General features: G+C 37.2%; 15 protein-coding genes. 7 read left to right on the top strand and 8 right to left on the bottom strand.

What is annotated here, in order from left to right:
- Positions 1–19 precede the first annotated feature (19 nt).
- From QUE72_RS08155 to QUE72_RS08140, 3 genes are all read left to right on the top strand, one after another.
- A complete protein-coding gene (locus QUE72_RS08155; protein ID WP_286272659.1) occupies positions 20–2,272 on the top strand; it encodes a YgiQ family radical SAM protein in 2,253 nt (750 codons plus the stop codon).
- A 234-nt stretch (positions 2,273–2,506) separates the two neighbouring features.
- Positions 2,507–4,096, top strand: coding sequence for an ABC-F family ATPase (locus QUE72_RS08150; protein WP_286272960.1), 1,590 nt, complete (start codon positions 2,507–2,509; stop codon positions 4,094–4,096).
- Positions 4,097–4,929: 833 nt separating this feature from the next.
- A complete protein-coding gene (locus tag QUE72_RS08140; RefSeq protein ID WP_286272658.1) occupies positions 4,930–5,436 on the top strand; it encodes a helix-turn-helix domain-containing protein in 507 nt (168 codons plus the stop codon).
- 280 nt (positions 5,437–5,716) lie between these two features.
- Here the strand turns inward: QUE72_RS08140 and QUE72_RS08135 are convergent, their stop codons facing one another.
- A complete protein-coding gene (locus tag QUE72_RS08135; protein ID WP_286272657.1) occupies positions 5,717–6,517 on the bottom strand; it encodes a substrate-binding periplasmic protein in 801 nt (266 codons plus the stop codon).
- Between the two features lie 64 nt (positions 6,518–6,581).
- On the bottom strand, positions 6,582–7,292 hold the full coding sequence (locus tag QUE72_RS08130) for a LytTR family DNA-binding domain-containing protein (RefSeq protein ID WP_286272656.1): 711 nt from the start codon (positions 7,290–7,292) through the stop codon (positions 6,582–6,584).
- Between the two features lie 271 nt (positions 7,293–7,563).
- Between QUE72_RS08130 and QUE72_RS08125 the strand changes: the two genes are divergently transcribed.
- Together QUE72_RS08125 and QUE72_RS08120 are read left to right on the top strand one after the other, a co-directional pair.
- Entirely contained in the window at positions 7,564–7,983 is a 420-nt protein-coding gene (locus QUE72_RS08125; RefSeq protein ID WP_074495769.1) for a DUF2141 domain-containing protein, read from the top strand.
- A 10-nt stretch (positions 7,984–7,993) separates the two neighbouring features.
- The gene (locus tag QUE72_RS08120; protein WP_286272655.1) at positions 7,994–9,520 is read left to right on the top strand and encodes a carotenoid oxygenase family protein; all 1,527 of its coding nucleotides are present in this window, start codon (positions 7,994–7,996) and stop codon (positions 9,518–9,520) included.
- A 44-nt stretch (positions 9,521–9,564) separates the two neighbouring features.
- On the opposite strand, the gene QUE72_RS08115 is transcribed toward QUE72_RS08120, so the two are convergent.
- Genes QUE72_RS08115 through QUE72_RS08105 form a run of 3 tightly spaced genes read right to left on the bottom strand, consistent with a single transcriptional unit; the run spans position 9,565 to position 11,656 of the window.
- Positions 9,565–9,972 carry a GFA family protein gene (locus QUE72_RS08115; RefSeq protein WP_074495764.1) on the bottom strand — a complete coding sequence of 136 codons (408 nt, stop codon included), beginning with the start codon at positions 9,970–9,972 and terminating at the stop codon, positions 9,565–9,567.
- Positions 9,973–9,974: 2 nt separating this feature from the next.
- The gene (locus QUE72_RS08110) at positions 9,975–10,265 is read right to left on the bottom strand and encodes a hypothetical protein (RefSeq protein WP_074495762.1); all 291 of its coding nucleotides are present in this window, start codon (positions 10,263–10,265) and stop codon (positions 9,975–9,977) included.
- 50 nt (positions 10,266–10,315) lie between these two features.
- On the bottom strand, positions 10,316–11,656 hold the full coding sequence (locus tag QUE72_RS08105; protein ID WP_074495759.1) for a DEAD/DEAH box helicase: 1,341 nt from the start codon (positions 11,654–11,656) through the stop codon (positions 10,316–10,318).
- A 135-nt stretch (positions 11,657–11,791) separates the two neighbouring features.
- Between QUE72_RS08105 and QUE72_RS08100 the strand changes: the two genes are divergently transcribed.
- Positions 11,792–12,256, top strand: coding sequence for a hypothetical protein (locus tag QUE72_RS08100; protein WP_286272653.1), 465 nt, complete (start codon positions 11,792–11,794; stop codon positions 12,254–12,256).
- Between the two features lie 27 nt (positions 12,257–12,283).
- Here the strand turns inward: QUE72_RS08100 and QUE72_RS08095 are convergent, their stop codons facing one another.
- The 3 genes from QUE72_RS08095 to QUE72_RS08085 all read right to left on the bottom strand — a co-directional run bounded on the left by QUE72_RS08095 (position 12,284) and on the right by QUE72_RS08085 (position 17,213).
- A complete protein-coding gene (locus QUE72_RS08095; RefSeq protein WP_407704973.1) occupies positions 12,284–14,800 on the bottom strand; it encodes an acylase in 2,517 nt (838 codons plus the stop codon).
- A gap of 345 nt (positions 14,801–15,145) precedes the next feature.
- On the bottom strand, positions 15,146–15,730 hold the full coding sequence (locus QUE72_RS08090) for a porin family protein (RefSeq protein ID WP_286272650.1): 585 nt from the start codon (positions 15,728–15,730) through the stop codon (positions 15,146–15,148).
- Between the two features lie 778 nt (positions 15,731–16,508).
- Positions 16,509–17,213, bottom strand: a complete 705-nt coding sequence (locus tag QUE72_RS08085; RefSeq protein WP_286272649.1) for a SapC family protein — start codon at positions 17,211–17,213, stop codon at positions 16,509–16,511.
- A gap of 113 nt (positions 17,214–17,326) precedes the next feature.
- Here QUE72_RS08085 and QUE72_RS08080 point away from each other — a divergent pair, with 113 nt between their 5' ends.
- Positions 17,327–18,049: a DUF6445 family protein gene (locus QUE72_RS08080; protein WP_286272648.1), complete on the top strand. Its 723-nt coding sequence runs from the start codon at positions 17,327–17,329 to the stop codon at positions 18,047–18,049.
- Positions 18,050–18,330: the final 281 nt, after the last annotated feature.

The following is an 18,330-nucleotide window of genomic DNA, read 5'->3' as shown; positions in this document are numbered from 1 at the left end:
AGTATTAAATAGGCAACACATGATCCCATTACCTAAAACAACCTTGTTTGATTACCCAAAGTATTGGGCTGAGTGTTATGGCACATCAACATTTTTACCCACTACTCGGAAAGAAATGGATGAGCTTGGTTGGGACAGTTGCGATATTATTTTAATTACCGGTGATGCTTATGTTGATCATCCAAGTTTTGGTATGGCTGTTATTGGCAGAATGTTAGAAGCTCAAGGCTTTCGCGTTGGAATTATTGCGCAACCGGAATGGCAATCAAAAGACGCTTTTATGGCACTTGGCAAGCCAAACTTATATTTCGGTGTTACCGCCGGCAATATGGACTCAATGATCAATCGTTATACCGCAGAAAAACGCTTACGCCATGATGACGCTTACACGCCAAATAATGAGGGTGGTAAACGCCCCGATAGAGCAGTTTTAGTTTACTCACAACGCTGTAAAGAAGCATTCAAAGATGTACCTGTGATTATTGGCGGCATAGAAGCAAGTTTGCGCCGTATCGCGCATTACGATTATTGGTCAGAAAAAGTACGTCGTTCAGTATTATTTGATGCCAAAGCAGATTTACTGGTGTATGGCAATGCCGAGCGCCCGCTAGTTGAATTAAGTCACAGAATAGCTAAAGGTGAGCCTGTTGAAACGCTAACAGACATCAGGGGAACAGCATTTTTAGCTAAGCAAGCATTGCCCGGATGGCATGGTATAGATTCAAGAGCAATAGATAAACCAGGTAAGATTGATCCTATTGTTAGCCCATACCAAGAAATTAATGAAACTAGCTGTGCCACTGAACAAGAAAGAACTGTGGACGAAAAGTCAGACACGCAAGTTGTTAATATAGTTGAATTTAAAAGCGACAAACATAAAAACAAGAGCTGGAAAAACAAAACTAAACCGTGGCTTACCACTTACATCAATTTGCCCACTTTTGAGCAAGTTAAAGATAATAAAATGCTTTATGCGCATGCCTCACGTATTTTCCATCAAGAAGTCAATCCTGGTTCTGCTAAACCATTAGTACAGCGTCATGGCGATCGTATTATTTGGCTTAATCCGCCTGCATATCCGTTAAGTGAAAAAGAGATGGACGGTGTTTTCGGCTTGCCGTATCAACGTGTACCACACCCAAATTATGGTGATGCTAAAATTCCAGCCTACGACATGATCAAAACTTCCGTTAACATTATGCGTGGTTGTTTTGGTGGCTGTACGTTCTGCAGTATCACAGAACACGAGGGGCGTATTATTCAATCGCGTTCTGAGCAATCTATTCTGGATGAAATTGAAGATATAAAAGAAAAAGTACCTGGATTTACTGGCGTCATCAGTGACCTTGGTGGCCCGACGGCTAATATGTATAAGCTACGCTGTAAAAGCCCTAAGGCAGAGGCTACCTGCCGAAAACCTAGCTGTGTTTGGCCAACCATTTGTGGGCATTTAGATACCGATCATACCCCGACGATCAATCTTTACCGTAAAGCGCGTAAAATCAAAGGTATTAAAAAGGTATTGATAGCCTCTGGTGTTCGTTACGATCTAGCCGTTGAAGACCCTGACTATGTTAAAGAGCTTGCTGAGCACCACGTTGGTGGTTATCTAAAAATTGCCCCAGAACATACTGAAGATGGCCCATTAAATAAAATGATGAAGCCTGGCATGGGCAGTTATCATGCATTCAAGACATTGTTTGATAAGTATTCAAAAGCCGCTGGCAAAAAACAATATCTTATCCCCTATTTTATCTCAGCCCACCCTGGCACCACAGATATGGACATGGTGAACTTAGCGCTTTGGCTCAAAGAAAATGATTTTAAATTAGATCAAGTACAAAACTTTTATCCATCACCGCTAGCAAACGCAACAACGTTGTACCATACAGAAATAGATTCGTTAAGAAACGTCAAAAAAAGCAGTGACTCTGTAGTTGTCCCTAAAGGTGGTCGTCAACGCCGTTTACACAAAGCAATTTTACGTTACCATGATCCAAATAACTGGCCGATTATCCGTGAAGCACTTACAAAAATGGGCTTAGCTCGCAAGTTGATTGGCACAAAGTCAGGCTGCTTAGTGCCGCCAGAAGGTAGACAAGAAGGCAATTATCAGCATTATAAGAAAGCGGGTAAAGGCAAAAATAATGCTCATGGCTTTAAAAAAGGTGAAGGTATTAATAAACGCACGAAAACGGGCAAAAGTAAACAAGGCTTGACTCGTTTCAGCAATAACCAGTTTTCGAGTAATAACTCATCCAAAAACAGGTAAGCGGTTCCCTCCTCTGTAATCATAATGGTAATCAACAGCTAAAGCTTAGCTATTTTAGCTGTTGTTTTCACATCAATTCCCTGTCTAAACACAACACTAAACTCATCCGTGTTATTACTTAACATTAACCATATAACGACTAAATTATCAGTATTTATAATTTCACCTACTAGTTAGTTGCTGTATAATCGCGCGCAATTTCTTTACTTCATTTAAGCTCGTTAGGAGTCTGTTATTTTAGTCGCCAATAACATCACGCAGCAGTTCGCTGCAAAACCATTATTTGAAAACATCTCGCAAAAGTTTGGCAACGGTAACCGCTATGGTCTGATCGGTGCCAACGGCTGTGGTAAATCTACCTTTATGAAAATACTTGGCAGTGATTTAGAACCTACCAGCGGTAATGTTAGCCTTGATCAAAATGACCGTATTGGTAAATTACGACAAGATCAATTTGGTTTTGAAGAATACTCCGTTGTTGATACCGTTATTTTCGGACACACCGAATTATGGCAAGTAAAAGAAGAACGAGACCGTATCTACGCATTACCAGAAATGAGTGAAGAAGATGGTATGCGTGTGGGCGACCTTGAATCTTTATATGCCGAAATGGACGGATACAGTGCTGAAAGCCGTGCCGGTGAATTACTACTCGGTGTTGGCATACCTGTTGACCAACATTACGGTAAAATGAGTGAAGTGGCACCAGGCTGGAAATTACGAGTACTTCTCGCACAAGCGTTGTTTTCTGATCCAGATATTTTATTACTTGATGAACCAACCAACAACTTAGATATTCATACCATACAATGGTTAGAAGACACCCTGAACGAACGTGATTCAACCATGATTATTATTTCGCATGACCGACACTTTTTAAATTCGGTCTGTACACATATGGCTGATCTAGATTACGGCGAACTTCGCGTTTATCCTGGCAATTATGACGAATATATGCTGGCAGCTACACAAGCTCGCGCTCGTTTACTTTCTGATAATGCAAAAAAACAAGCACAAATATCAGACTTAAAAGCCTTTGTTGCGCGTTTTTCTGCCAACGCATCTAAAGCTAAACAGGCAACGTCTCGTGCTAAACAAATTGATAAAATTCAACTTGATGAAGTAAAAGCGTCAAGTCGAGTTAATCCATTCATTCGTTTTGAACAAGAGAAAAAGTTATTCCGTAATGTGTTAGAAGTTGAGCAACTGAATGTGAGCTTCGACGATAATCATGTATTAAAAAATATCAATTTAATGGCAGAAGTCGGCGAACGAATTGCTGTAATTGGTGAAAATGGCGTCGGTAAAACCACCTTTTTACGTACACTGATGAATGAAATTCAGCCTGATAGCGGTGAAGTAAAGTGGTCAGAAAATCATAATATTGGCTATTATGCGCAAGATCACGCACATGAATTTGAAGCAGACATGAATTTATTTGATTGGATGAGCCAATGGCGCAAAGAAGGTGACGACGAACAATCAATTCGTGGAGCGTTAGGCCGCATGTTATTTTCAGCTGATGATATAAAAAAATCAGTAAAAGTATTATCGGGTGGTGAGCAAGGTAGAATGCTTTTTGGCAAATTAATGATGCAAAACCCGAACATTTTGGTAATGGATGAACCTACCAACCATTTAGATATGGAATCGATCGAATCATTAAATATGGCCTTAGAACAATTTGAAGGTTCATTGATCTTTGTATCGCATGACCGAGAGTTTGTTTCTAGTCTGGCAACTCGTATCATTGAAATAAAAGACGAAGGCGTTATTGATTTTGCCGGTAGTTATGATGAATATTTAGCAAGTCAAACAAGCTAAACACAGACATTAAGTGTCCTTTAAATCTTATAAGGGCACTTAATGTCTAGTGACCCCCTTGATTCACACATTTACTTAAGATGTAAACGTGGTTACTCTTTGCAATAATACATGCACTCAACGCCCACGATTACTTGCCCGATGTAATGTTTGAGTAGTTTATGTAATTGATGAGGTTCAGCTTTTTCTTTTGATGTAGTACCTTCTTTCCACGTTCATCAATGATATAAACATATAAAATTGTGCCTGTAGATCGATGCCACAACAAAATGAAGAAGTAGTATATTTCATAGAGCTTTCTCTTTTATGTTTAATCGCCTTTAAGTTTAGCCAAACGCTAGCCTTCGGGGAAAAGTCTCAATTAGAGCGTGTTGATCTTTCAAGTTTGTTTTTGCAGTAATTTGTTTGGTATTTATACAAGGCAGAGCTTGTGTCGTGTAGTTATTCTACTCAAATCAAGCGATAACATAGTAGAAATGCCAAATAGGTGCTGACCGAAGGGGTCAACTAAACGCCTCCTGCTCTTTGTTACTTTAATTAACCATAGAATGACTATGCAAGAATCCAAGTGCCACGATCAGAAGGCGTTTACCTTGAACAAAAATCAAACAGCAAAGTTCAACACACTCTAGTATCAAGTTAACAAAGTAAGACAAATAAAGCTTGCCTTTGCCACTGCTTGCCATATTCTAGCTGACTTTATTTAGCTGGTTAACAGCGCTTTATATTGCTAGTACTACTACAGTCGTACGACTGTCATGTGTTTGTCGTTTCTCAACGACTAAGATTAGGTTATAGTTTGGGCATAATGAAGGTGGTTAAGGATAAAGTTTATGTTTGTGAAGTCCCTAAGGCAAAAGCACAATTGGTCTCAGCAACAACTCGCTCAACTGAGTGGTTTAAATATTCGAACAATTCAACGTGTTGAAAAAGGTGAAAGTGTTGGGCTTGAAACATTGAAATCTTTAGCTGCAGTATTTGAAGTTGATGTAAATGTGTTAAAAAATGAAAACAATAACGAGAGTGAGCCCAATAGCACTCAAATAAATAAAGACACCTTGATTGACTTAGAAAATAGGGAAAAAATAGCCAAAGAAGAAGTGAAATCAAAAAAAGAATTTTATATTTTAGCCTTGTTTTTGTTCGGGATTTTTATCTTTTTCTTTTTACCAAATTATAATCAAGGCGAAAACCTTGGTGCACTCATCAGCACAGCTATCTGCTTCGCTATGATCATCGGAGCCCATGCTATTACAGTCTTCCAACCTTTTAGTGAAAAGTGGGAAAAGAAAAAAATTAAACAAACAATGGATAGCTACGAAAAAGAAAGTAAACTTTAGCTAAATATGAGCTATTGTTTGAAAGCGTTACAAAAGAGAATAAGAAGTGACGTATTACGCTTAGCTGGCGCTCGTTATTCGCTATTATAGCTAAGCTAATCCGCCTTTTATTCAGGCTACATGGACTCTCCTTTGTCAAACAATAGCAGTCTCTGACAACAAAAAGCCCTGACAGCTGCTCTACATTCGGCGTTTATTAATGTACTTAGGCACATAGCAGCCTGTCAGATTTATTCAAACCCAATGGGAAAGGTTTCAGATGAAATTGTGACTACGCCACTTAATGTGAATAAATTTCTAGTTGTTTTATATATTTATCTGGATCATTATATTGATTAATTAGCCCCATAATTTTTTCAACATCATATTGATCAGCAAATGATGTTGAAAAAGCCAAATAAGAATTGATTAATCGTGCTTCTTCTGGATGAGGAATGACTTTTAAGGTATTTTCTAGGTTTAATTCTTCAATTAATGAACTGGCAATTAAAGCATCCATTACGACAAAATCAACACGCTGGTATTGAAGCATCTTCAAACCATCAGTGATCCTCACTACTTCTATCAGGCTGTTTTTTTGATCGGTAAATAATTGCTCAACGTTTTCACCGTGATTCATTGACCTTACTTTAACTATTTGGGCATCTTTAATGTCGTCCCAAGAGGCGATCTCACGGGTATCTTGTCGATGCTGTAATATAACACTACCAGAGAAAACCACTAATGGAGCTTTAGGAAAAGTAAGGTAATTTGCACGCTCCTCGGTGAATAATGCAGGCATTAACGCATCGACTTTTCCTGATTTTACTTGTTGTAATGCTCTACCCCATGGCATAACTGTAATATCAATATTAATCCCTGTTCTAACACTAAATTGCTCGAACATCGTAACGAATTGTCCCGCTAAACCCCCGTTCTCACCAATATACACAAGTGGTCGTATTTCAGGTGCCGCAATAGAAATATGTTTTGGAAGCGGCACTATAGGTTTTTGTTCACTAAATCCCCACACACTGGTACTAGTAGCACTTAGCAAAGTTGCGAGAACGACAGCTTTTATGAACGAAAATATAATAATCATTCCTTCCCAGTAAAATTTACTTTTTAGTACATCATAGTAAAAAATAAAAGCAAGTGTTGCGTGATCAGATCAACGCTCTGACTGCGGGTAAATAAGTATTCGAGACTGGTACTTCTACACCATTGTTTAACAGTAAAATCAATTTTCTTCCTTCTTTTCGCGTACCTATTATGGCTTTTTCAGCGACCCACCAAGAGCGATGTGTTTGTAACCCTGGGTAATCTTCGAGCATGGTTAATGCGTCTTTAAAGCGCATTAATAATAAATGCTTACCCTTTTCTGTGTATACGTTCAAGTAATGATCGTCCATTTGTAAGCAAACTAGATCGCCTTTAACACTTAATGGTAATTGATTGATAAACTTTTTTACTAAGGGGGATTGTTGTTCATTATCATTTTTTTGCTGATTTGCAAGTTCAGCTGTTTGTTGTCCAATGACTGCTTTTTGATCTTGATACAAATTATGCACCGTCAAAATAAAGGTGATCAAACCACCAATGAATAAACCGGTAATAAAATGTTGTGGTATTGACGCTAAATAAGATGATGTTGTGTCAAAAAACATTAAGATGATAAACGGTACGACAAATGCCATTACGACAGTCGCAACAAACGTAGAAATGCTAACTCTTAACCAATATTTGTTTATATTCTTATGAAGGTACCGAGGGAGAATTTCGTCACCATAGGAAATGACTGGACTATAAATAACAAAACCACAAAAACACACAACTGACCAGAATAGCCAAGAATAGGCTAGGCTTATTTCATCCATTCCAAATGGCCTCAAAAAAGCAAGAAAGCTACTAAATACCATCAAAAATACTAAATCTTTAATGGCACTTTTAAGATCATATGACTTTATTAGCTTATGATTTTTAATGTGTATTTCACGATTCGCCAAATCGTTTTCTTCCTTTTATGTTTAATTCACGTAGTAATTGTCATGCTAAACGAATGTTTACTCGTTGTTAATTAACTTTCATTTTAACGTCTTTTTAGACACAAGTAATACACAAATCTTAAATTAACATTCTGGAGAGAAAATGAAAATTAAACTAACAATTGCCACAACATTATTGACTTTATCAGCAAATGTTTTTAGCCACTCTTTGCAATTAGAAATTCGAGAAGTCAAAAGTAATCAAGGTAAAATATTGGCGCAACTGTTTAAGGGTGAATCAAATTATCAAGCTAATAAGCCAATGATGGCTCAACAATCAATGGCGAAAGAAGGCACGCTGATACTCACCTTTAGCAACTTAGAAAATGGTGAATATGCCATTCGTTATTTTCACGATGAAAATAGCGATAACCAATTAGCTACTAACTTAATTGGCATTCCAACAGAAGGCTACGGTTACTCAAATAATGCAAAAGGAAATTTCGGCCCAGCCAAGTATCAGGATATGAAAGTGAGTATTGTCGATAGTGATGTAATCACCCACTCTACAGTCATCTACTAAGGGGTTAACAATGGAACGACGCCAAGCATTAAAGTCTTTAGTTGTGGGAGCAGCCACAACCATGCTACCAACAACAGAGTCTATTGCAGCGTTTATGCTACAAGAAATAGACTCGCTCGCTGAAAATAAAGCTTTATTTGATAAAGCACTGCTTAATAACCCGAAACTTATCGGCTTTCAGGGAACCCATCAGGAATTCTCTAAAACACGCTTAACCATAGAAGGTACGATTCCCAAAGATATTAAAGGCAACTTTTATCGTAATGGTGCTGCGTTATTTGAACGAGGCCAACAACGATATCAGCATTTGTTTGAAGGCGATGGCATGATCCAAGATTTTCATTTTAACAATGGAGAAATTTATCATCGAGGAAAGTTCGTAAAGACTCATAAATATCAACAAGAGCAACAAGTGGGTAAATTTCTATATTCTGGGCCAGATAGTCGAGTAGCTAATAGCTTGCCCGTCTCTACACCTGAAACGATAAATACCGCAAACACAAATATCATTCCCGTTAACGGTGAATTATGGGCGTTATGGGAAGCAGGCTCACCTGTTGCGATTTCAAAAGAAGATCTTAGCACTTTAGAATACGTTAACTTAGGAAAAAATAGCGATTACGGCAATACTCTAAAAGGTTTGGCATTTTCAGCACATCCAAAAGTTGAAGCTAATGGTGATATCTGGAATTTCGGTATGTCACATACCGGTCACATTGTGCTTTATCAGTTAAATGCCAAAGGCATTACTCGCAATGTTAATTTAATAAAAACTAGCTATCGCGGTGGTATGTTGCATGACTTCCTGATAACCCATAAACATATTTTACTTATTTTACCCTCATTAGAAAAAAACAATACAACATCAGGCTTTTTCAATGCAATTGAATTTAACGATGCATTACCCATGCAGGTTTTAGTCGTCGATAAAGCTACCTTAACGTTAAAGAAATGTTTTGACCTACCGTCAGGGTTTGCTTTTCATTATGGAAATGCTTGGGAGGAAAGCGATGGCAGCATTCACTTTGATGCCAGTTTGTATTCAAGTGTTGATGTTTTACATCACATGAATACGCTAATGAAAGGCTTAAATCCAACATCTTTAAGTACTGCTAAAACAACATTGTTTACTTTAAAGCCCAATGGCACAGTGCAGCATGACTACATCGGGGAAAATAGCGAATTTCCACGTATTAATGAGACAAAGGTTGGTTTGAGAAACCATGAGCTTTATACCATTGGCTCAACAGAAACAATGCTTTGGAATGATACTATTTCTAACTACCATGTTTCAAATGGAAAGATTCAGCAATATATTTACGGTAAAGACTTTCTAGTAGAAGAACATATTGCCGTTAGCCCAACAAATAAAGAAGGTGAAGGTTATTTACTAGGTACAGCCTTACATGTACCGTCTAAAAGAACCTGTTTAAATATTTTTGATGTGAAAGAGCTATCAAATGGCCCTGTTTGTCGAGCTTGGCTACCCTACCATATACCATTAGGATTTCATGGTAATTTTGTAGCCACCACCTAACCCTTACATCAGCAGCCGGTGTTAAGTTACACCGATTGTAAATTTTATACTCTAAAATGTTTAAATTGAGGTATGTTGTCTGTGATTTCAAACCATGGCGCTTTATTTGCGACATAAATATGTGCGTTAGGCTTTATCGTTTCAATATGATCAAACGCTGCGAGTGCCACTTCAATGGTATTATCTGAGCGATTAAATGCTGATTCGAAGATCAGACTTGACCCACAACATTTGCAGAATTTTCTTACACTGTTATTATCGGCAACGTAGCTTTGAAGCAACGCTTCACCACGAGTAAAAGTAATATGGTTAAGGCTAACCTCTGCAAAAGTAGAAAATGCCGCACCATGAAATTTACGACACATAGTACAATGACAATGAGCCACAGCCGACATAAACTCTTGCACAAAAAAAGTTATTTTCCCACACAAACAGCTAGCCGTATTTGCCATACTTAACCTACTTGTCGATTAAACATATCGCCGGCATTTTCGTTAGACATTTCGATGACCGTTACCGAAACTTCCATACCATCGACAGTCCACTTACTCGTTAATTCATTATACAACACGCGAGCAATCAAGGTTTTTAATGAATCGTCATCATAACTAACAATCATATTACAAATATAATTGTGAACCGGCTGATAATCAGGTATCGCTACATGCACTGGCTTTATATCTTTACCCAATATTGTGCGGCGTTTGTACCAGTCTTTTTCTATGATTTCGAACTTCCTTGCCATTTTCATACCTCATGACTTTAAAAAATACTTAAGTGATGAGAGGTTGTTCCTCAACCTTCATCATCACGATCAATGTCATTATAAGACTTTACACGGCTATGTTTCAATATAGGTAAATCACCAACATCTTTTTCAAAGTTAACTTTTCTTACTTTTTTGGGTGGTAATTTTTTAACTGCGGCTTTTTCTTGTTTCGGCTTATTGACTTTATTTTTTGCATTACTCGCTTTTTTCGGTTTTAGACCAGAAAATTTAACGTTAATACCTTCAACTGTTGAAAAGGTAAATGACTGTTGTAAAAAAGCTTCTATATTTTTAAAACTTAACCAATCTTTCGGTCCAACAAATGAAATGGCATCACCTTTATTACCAGCGCGGCCAGTTCGCCCTATTCGGTGAACAAATTCTTCAGTATGTTTAGGTAAATCAAAATTAATGACGTGAGAAACATTGGTTAAGTCTAAGCCTCTTGAGGCAAGATCTGTAGTGATCAATATTTTATGCTGCCCTTTAGCAAAACTTTCCATAATTTGGTTACGCTTGCTTTGCGATAACTCGCCGCTTAAGGCAACAGTATTGTGTCCTTGCTGTTCTAATTCGGTCGCTAACCTTTCCGTATCTGAACGTGTCGCAGTAAATATAATCAACTGTTGTGATATTTCTTTCGAGAGAAAGTGCGTTAACAATACTTGTTTTTGGTCAAGGTTATCTGCTAAGTAAAAGCGTTTATTAATATCTTTATGCTCAGTATGGGCAGCGCCTATTGCAACTCGTTTAGGTTTATTTAAAAGCTTTAAAGCAAATTCATTTACTTGTGCATGATCTAATGTTGCTGAAAACATTAATGTTTGGCGTTTTCGATGATCGGCGCGATCATTTATAAGATTTAATTCTTTTGAGAAACCTAAATCCAGCATACGATCAGCTTCATCAAGAATTAACATTTCTAAACCATTTAAATAAAAATGTCCTTTGGTTAAATGATCCGTTAAACGGCCTGGCGTAGCGACAACAAAATGCGGATCTTTCTCTAATACCTTTACTTGGTCATTAAAGTTTTCACCTCCAAGGATCAACGCTGCTTTAAACGCACTACCACTTGTGAATAAGCGAAGCTGATTGAATACTTGCTTCGCCAACTCGCGTGTTGGCGTCAATATCACCACTCTTGGATCTTTCTTAGAAAGCGCACGCATTTTAGAAATTCTATGCATTGCAGGCAATATAAACGCTAGTGTTTTTCCTGAGCCCGTTTTGCTTGAGGCTATTAAATCATGCCCCTGCATTGCTAACGGTATTGCTTGGTGTTGAATATCTGTTGGTTGTTCAAAACCTAAATGCTCTATTGTAGACATTAAACGTTTGTCAAAACCAAAGTCATTAAAATGCAAAATTATTACCTTATATATTACAATACTTAAACGATTACCTAGTCATTATAACTCGTTACAAATGCATATGCTTTCGCTATTTAACTTTTGTGATGATCGATTACTATAAAAAACAAACAATAAAAAGGACAATCAATGAAATATACCTTCCTACCTCTGCTGTCTTTACTTATGACAACTCAAATTTCTGCGCAAGAAAATGGTGCGTTAAAACCAATTAATCACTTATTTGACGCAATGCGTGAACATGACGGTGATAAGTTAATGGCGCAATTTACGAAAGGCGCTCACCTGGAAAGAGTTACAATGGAAAACGTTGTAACACTCTCTGCACTACCAAAGTTTGCGCAGTTTGTTGATACATCCGATAAATATTTAGATGAAAAACTGTTTTCTTATTCGGTACATGTGAGTGATAACCTAGCCAGTGTTTGGACACCCTATGCTTTTTATATTGATGGTAAATTAAGCCATTGTGGTGTAAATAGTTTTCAACTAATCCATACCGATCAACAATGGAAAATTCAATACCTCATTGACAATACCCATTCTGGTGATTGTAATATTTTTATCAACAAACATAAAAAAACGAGTGACTAGCACTCGTTTTTTATGCGTTATTAAATTTTATTGTGCGTTTGTAATAGTAATTTCGTTAATTTTATTCGCTTCAATTTCTGACTCAGTAAATCGTAACGGCCTAAGCTGCGGCTCCATTGAATAAAGCTGAGTTTGATCAGCACTATGTTCAGTACCGTAAGCTCTAGACTGCGAGTACGTTAATAACCCTTTCGCTTTAGGTCCTTCATCCGTAAAGTTTACTACGGTCATCCAGCTACTACCGTATCCAATATGATAACCACCAGCTTCTGTACTTAAGATTGAAGTATTGTCTTGTGTTTCATAGCCATGATTTGGTAATAACGTACCATTATTTGCCGTATGACGACGGTTATTAAAGACATTAAAACCACCTTCAATATTATGCGCTCCACCCCAAGGATATTTAACACCTGACGCTTGTCCGTTAGGTAAGCTACGCTCAACAAACTGCACCTGACCAAGCGTTGCATCTAAGGCGATTCCGGCTTGTTCTACTTTTTCAATCGCCGTGGCAAAGTGCGCTAAAATAGTGGTATTTGAAGCAAGTGTATTTGGTGTATTTATGGGGTCTTCTACATTAAAAGGCACAGACCACTGAGGGCTAGTCGAAAATTGAAATGCAAACTCTCTAAACAAGTGAGCTGCACTACTGTTTAAGTTCATTGTGCCATCCCATGCCGATAAAGCACCACAACCTGCGCTAATATCCGTGCCATTTACTGGTGTGCTACCTTGCTCGGTACATGCAGCTAATAGATCCGTTAATACCGCTTCACCTAAATAATTACGATTACCAAGCAATGCATTTTCTACTTCCTCGATAGTAAATAATCCATCGTCTCCAGCTGCATCAGCTAAGAGCTTATGCGCCATTCTTGAACGTAAAGACTGTTGATTTCCTACTTGGCCGTATAATGGAGAAACCCCCGTAATAGGAGATTCGGCATTAGTAAGCCAAAAACTATCGTTCGAGTTTTGTACGTAGTCACTTCCTTCATATTTTGGCGCGTTATCGTACGGTACGGCCCCTTCATAAACAAATGCTGAAATATGACCGGGTAAAACAGTAAACCCTGCAAGCTGTTTAGCGCCAATCAGTAATGGGTTAGTTGTTAGCTCATGAATAGCGGTATCAGATAGGTTAGGCACGGTTGAATCATCAATATAAAAGACATTGCCTTCTTTATCAGCTGACATCGTATTATTAAAAATAACGCCATCATGTGACTTAAAGGCCTGCTTAAATTCATCCATGTTGCTAGCAACATTCATCGCTAGCCAATGATCAACAATATCAAAATTTCCTAAATTAGCGTCTTTAATTGCATAGGCACCACTTGCTGACCATTCAAAGTTACCTGGTACAACGATCATCGGGCCTTGAACCGTTGAGTAACTTTTCTTCGCTAACTTAATCGTTTGACCTGGCGCAACAGCAACATCAATCACAAGCTCTTGCTCTTCAATTGCTCGAGGAGCACCATCAATGACTTGATTGTTACCAGGTAGAGATCCATCTAAGGTCAATTGATAAACCACAAAATGCTCTGCGGTCGAAAAAGTATGAGTCCATGCAACATTATCATTAAAGCCAATATTCACTACGCCTGGCATACCAGATAAAGAGCCTCCCATAACATTCATATGCTCAGGAATAATGCTATGAAACTGCCAAAATCTTAAGTTCCCCGTATGTGGAAAATGAGGATTAGCCAATACCATACCTTTACCATTTTCTGTTTTATCTTTCCCTAAACCCCAACCATTAGAACCTAAATCTAATGGATTACGCTCTGGCATTTTCACCTTTGGTGCATACTTGATTGAACTTGCAGAAGCACTCGCTGCTTTAGGGTAAGGTAAATAGCTTTCTCCAGGAGGTGCAGCTAAAAACATTGGGCCTAAAAAGTTTGCAGCACCGGGTAATAATGCAACACCTAAAGAATAAGTTAGTACATCTATGTTGGTGATAGGTTGTAACCAAGGCTGCCCAGCACAGCTTAAATCAACGTCGTCGGTGTTATCACTTAAATATTTGTTATAACCAGCGGCATAGCCAGTTAACAGCGCGCGGCTATTTTCTGACATACCATTAAAGTGTTGCTCTGCCTGTTTTCTAATGCCAAGAGCAAGGTAACCAAAGTCATTGATAAGATGTTCTGAATCACCAGAACCAGGATTTAAATCGGGTCCGAAATACATTGAACGCTGTGAATTATATTTCACGACTTGGTCTGCAAGTATACAAATATTATCTTTAGCGTATGCATAACCTACCCCGTAAGCCAAGCTTTCTAAATTGTCGGCTTTAACGTGCGGTACACCGTAGTCTGTCCATCGTATATTTGCTGACAACATACCTTCAGGCGCAAACGTAGGTAAAGGTGCCTTAGTTGTTGGTGGTGTAGGTGTTTCTGGTTCCGCAGGTGCTAATTGGTTAACACTTTCATATTTATAATCGTTGCCACAGGCTGAAACTAAACTTGCTATACCTATAGCGATGGCAGGCTTTAATGCCTTTTTAATGGTAACTTTCACGATCTAACTCCCCAGCTAATATCCGTTTTAATTTGTTATATTTTTAATCTGATCGTACCAGTATTTAGCACAATAAATAAAAATGAACAACCTAGGAATATCTTAGAACAGCTTGATATATTTGCGAATAATGTTTTTTCCTCGTTGCAGGCGTACTAAAAACAAGCAACACACTGGTTTACCTGTTTTTACTAAATTTTTTGCAAAAAAAGCGCCATTAAAGGCGCTTAAGTGATTATAAACAACATTAACTATTCGCTTTTCGCGCCTCAATTACAGACAATTCACTTTAAAAGTTAACCAGACACCCTACATAAGAATTAACTAAGGGTGTCCATACTATTCATTTTAAAAAGAATAATTAACACCAATTGTTGTACTCTTCCAGCTTCTAGAAAAACTTGAATTAGGTTCAAAATCAGGAAGAATTTGATAATCAACGAACACTTTTAATTGTGCGTTTATTTGATAATCTAAACCGAATCCATAGCTAAAGCCACTTTCGGATTCACTGCGTTTGAAAGGGAGGTCATCTGTGATAGTACCCACTGACCCCTTATCTTGTCCTAAACCATTTATTTCCAGTTTTGTATTCGAATAACCGGCTAAACCATACACTTTAAATGAATCAAATAAAGGGTAAGATGCCTTAATTAATAGAGAGGCTTGTGTGTCAATATCTTCTTTATAGCTACCTTCAGGTTTGGTGCCGCCATAAGAACCTGAGTAACCCGATGTACCTGCAGCAAACCTAGTTTCAAGAGCAAAGTATTCATTATATTGATAACCTGCAATGAATCCGGCAGAATTAAAATCTCGAACAGGAGATATTTCTTGCGTATTGTAGAATGCGCCAATATACCAACTGTCTTCAGCGCACACCGTTGTAGCGTATGTTGAGGCAAGAAGCGTAAAAAATAATAGTTTTTTCATAAGGTCCTTTTAAAAAAGTAATCTAATTTTTGTATTGGTTAGTGATTGATTGTAGCTAGAGGCTACATTTAAAAATGTTCAGAATGTGTTATAACTATGTAAGAAAATGTAAAGTAGGAAACTAATTAGAGTCGAATTTTAGGAGTCGATGGCAAGTAAGAGCTATTCTCATTTAGTATTAATCTTCTCATTTGCATGTTGTTCAAATGTTGCCGAAAACTCCCTAAAATGATCGTTCAAAAACCAGACCATTGCGTATATGTATCAGACGCAAATACAAGTCAGAATCATGTGTCATCGACCCATTTATTAAAAACCGTGTTCCGTTTATTTTAAACAAAAATCCACCAAACGCTTTTATATAAAACCTTTCAAAGTTTGCAAAGTTACTAAATTTCCTAGTAAAGTTACCTTGACACCTATAGTGGCACAATAATAGTGACACAATAAATTTGGCCACCAAATTAGAGGTGATAGGGTCACCATAACTGAATAGTTATTAATATGACAAATAGAACTAGTCCAACTTATTCACCTGAAGTATGTTGTTGGTTATAATAACCGTTACTGACCACACCAGCATAACGTTGGTTTATGCCAGAGGAGGCGGAGAACAAGTATTGGAAAACTTATAACAAGGTGGCCAGTTTTAGTTGACCACTACAATCTTGAGGTTTTAAGTGATTAGCTATCTCCAAGCTACATACCATGTATATTCTTACTAAGACTTTCTTTTTAGGCAACAAAGCACAGATCTAATTACTACTAACAATTACTATTATTTTTCACGGTTTGATATCAAATTAGAAAACTGACTAATTGATGTTAAGTGGGTATAAATTAACGGTAAAAAGTTTAACTTTCTCAACTTGACAAACAGCTCATCAGATAGACTATCTAACTTTTGTTGATCAATTAAATAAATGCCATGTAATGACACTGATTCTTCACCAGCAGTTATGTCAATTTCACGAGATACAAGCAGTTCATGTTCCACAATAAAGTTAATAAATTGTTTAGTCATATGCTGAAACTTAACATAGTCTTTTAAAGACTCTTTAGTAGCAGAAACATAATCTGAATATTCGCCATCATCATTAAAAAGTGCAGTTCCTTCTTTGCCAAGTGCTCCATTCTTTTCGTCGACTAGTAAAACTGCATCATCTATGTCAGCAGAATCTTGACTATGACCTAAATAAAAGGGCGTATTACCTATGCAATGAGGTATAAAATTAGCCTGCCATTTTCCTTGATGAACAAAAAGATTTTCTCCAACTTTAAGGCCAGTAACAGCAACAACTCTAAATTGGCCACTGTCTTGATCTTTAATAAATATTATAGGTGCTTCACAAGCTACTTTAGCAAATTCATGTATAGCTATATCGACATTATTTGATTTAAAAATAGCATCTAGATGGGGACCTTTTTTTAATTTTAATTGGCCATGATGTTCAAATGAAAGAGGCTTTAATTTTACATTCACAAACGATTACCTTTATTAAATTGAAAGGCGAATTATTGCATCAAAGCATTTAAAACAAAAGCATCATCTTGTAGTATTACATGTGAATTTCAAATTAATATGAAAATAACTTCATGATTAAAAAAGCTATAAGTGATGATCTCTCTTTCAACACAGACGTTACTCCAAACGTTGAATATATCGGCAATGAAGGCAGTCCAATTCTAGTTTTCGATAATATCAGCGTAAAACCTGAACTTTTAGTTTCTCAATTCTTAAAAAATCAAAACAAAGCTAAACCTGCACGTGGTAAAGATAACTACTATCCAGGAGATCACTTAGAAGTAGAGTCAATCTATGCTGATAACTTAAATAAGTTACTAGCTCCCTACATAAAAAAATATTTTAATTTACCTGCTGCCTACCTAGAGCGAATATTCTGTGACTTTTCTATTGTAAACACTCCAGAAGAACAATTGACCCCATTACAAGCTTTACCTCATTACGACTCTCATGGTTCTGGAAATCTAGCTGGTATACACTTTTTATGCGATCCTCCTTATCTAGGTACAGGTTTTTATCGTCATCAAGAAACTGGTATTGAGTTAATGTCTCGTAAAAAAGTTAATAATTACCTTAAAGCTCTAGAGCAGCACATAGAGTCACCTGATTTTGAAAAAAAATATATAAGTGGTCACATACCACACTTCGATTTAATACATACTATACCCGCTAAATTTAATCGTTTAGTAATTTACCGTAGCCAAGCTCTGCATACTGCATTAATCGACAATTTTCTGTTAAATAATCCAGTAGATAATGGTCGATTAACATTAAGAAGTTTTTTATTTTACTAGTCGGTTGGTTTATGTGTGTTAGAGCTATTATCGTGTTACATAAAATTATTATACGTAACTTCATTAAGATAGTTGTTTCAGCACAAATGCGCATGATTTTTCATTTTAAGGAAAAGTAATGCTAATTTAATATTTACAATCAGTTACTCTCGATTTTAGCGCATTAATGTATTAGTAAAACCCACTCGTTGTGAAACACTTAACTGGGTGATGTTCTTACTAAAGGGTGTACATGATCTATCTGGACATTTAACTCAACAACATGACATGTTTTCATATCT

It is taken from the genome of Thalassotalea hakodatensis (assembly GCF_030295995.1).
In the GTDB taxonomy this organism is placed as follows: domain Bacteria; phylum Pseudomonadota; class Gammaproteobacteria; order Enterobacterales; family Alteromonadaceae; genus Thalassotalea_C; species Thalassotalea_C hakodatensis.
This window is presented reverse-complemented; position numbering and strand designations above follow the sequence as displayed.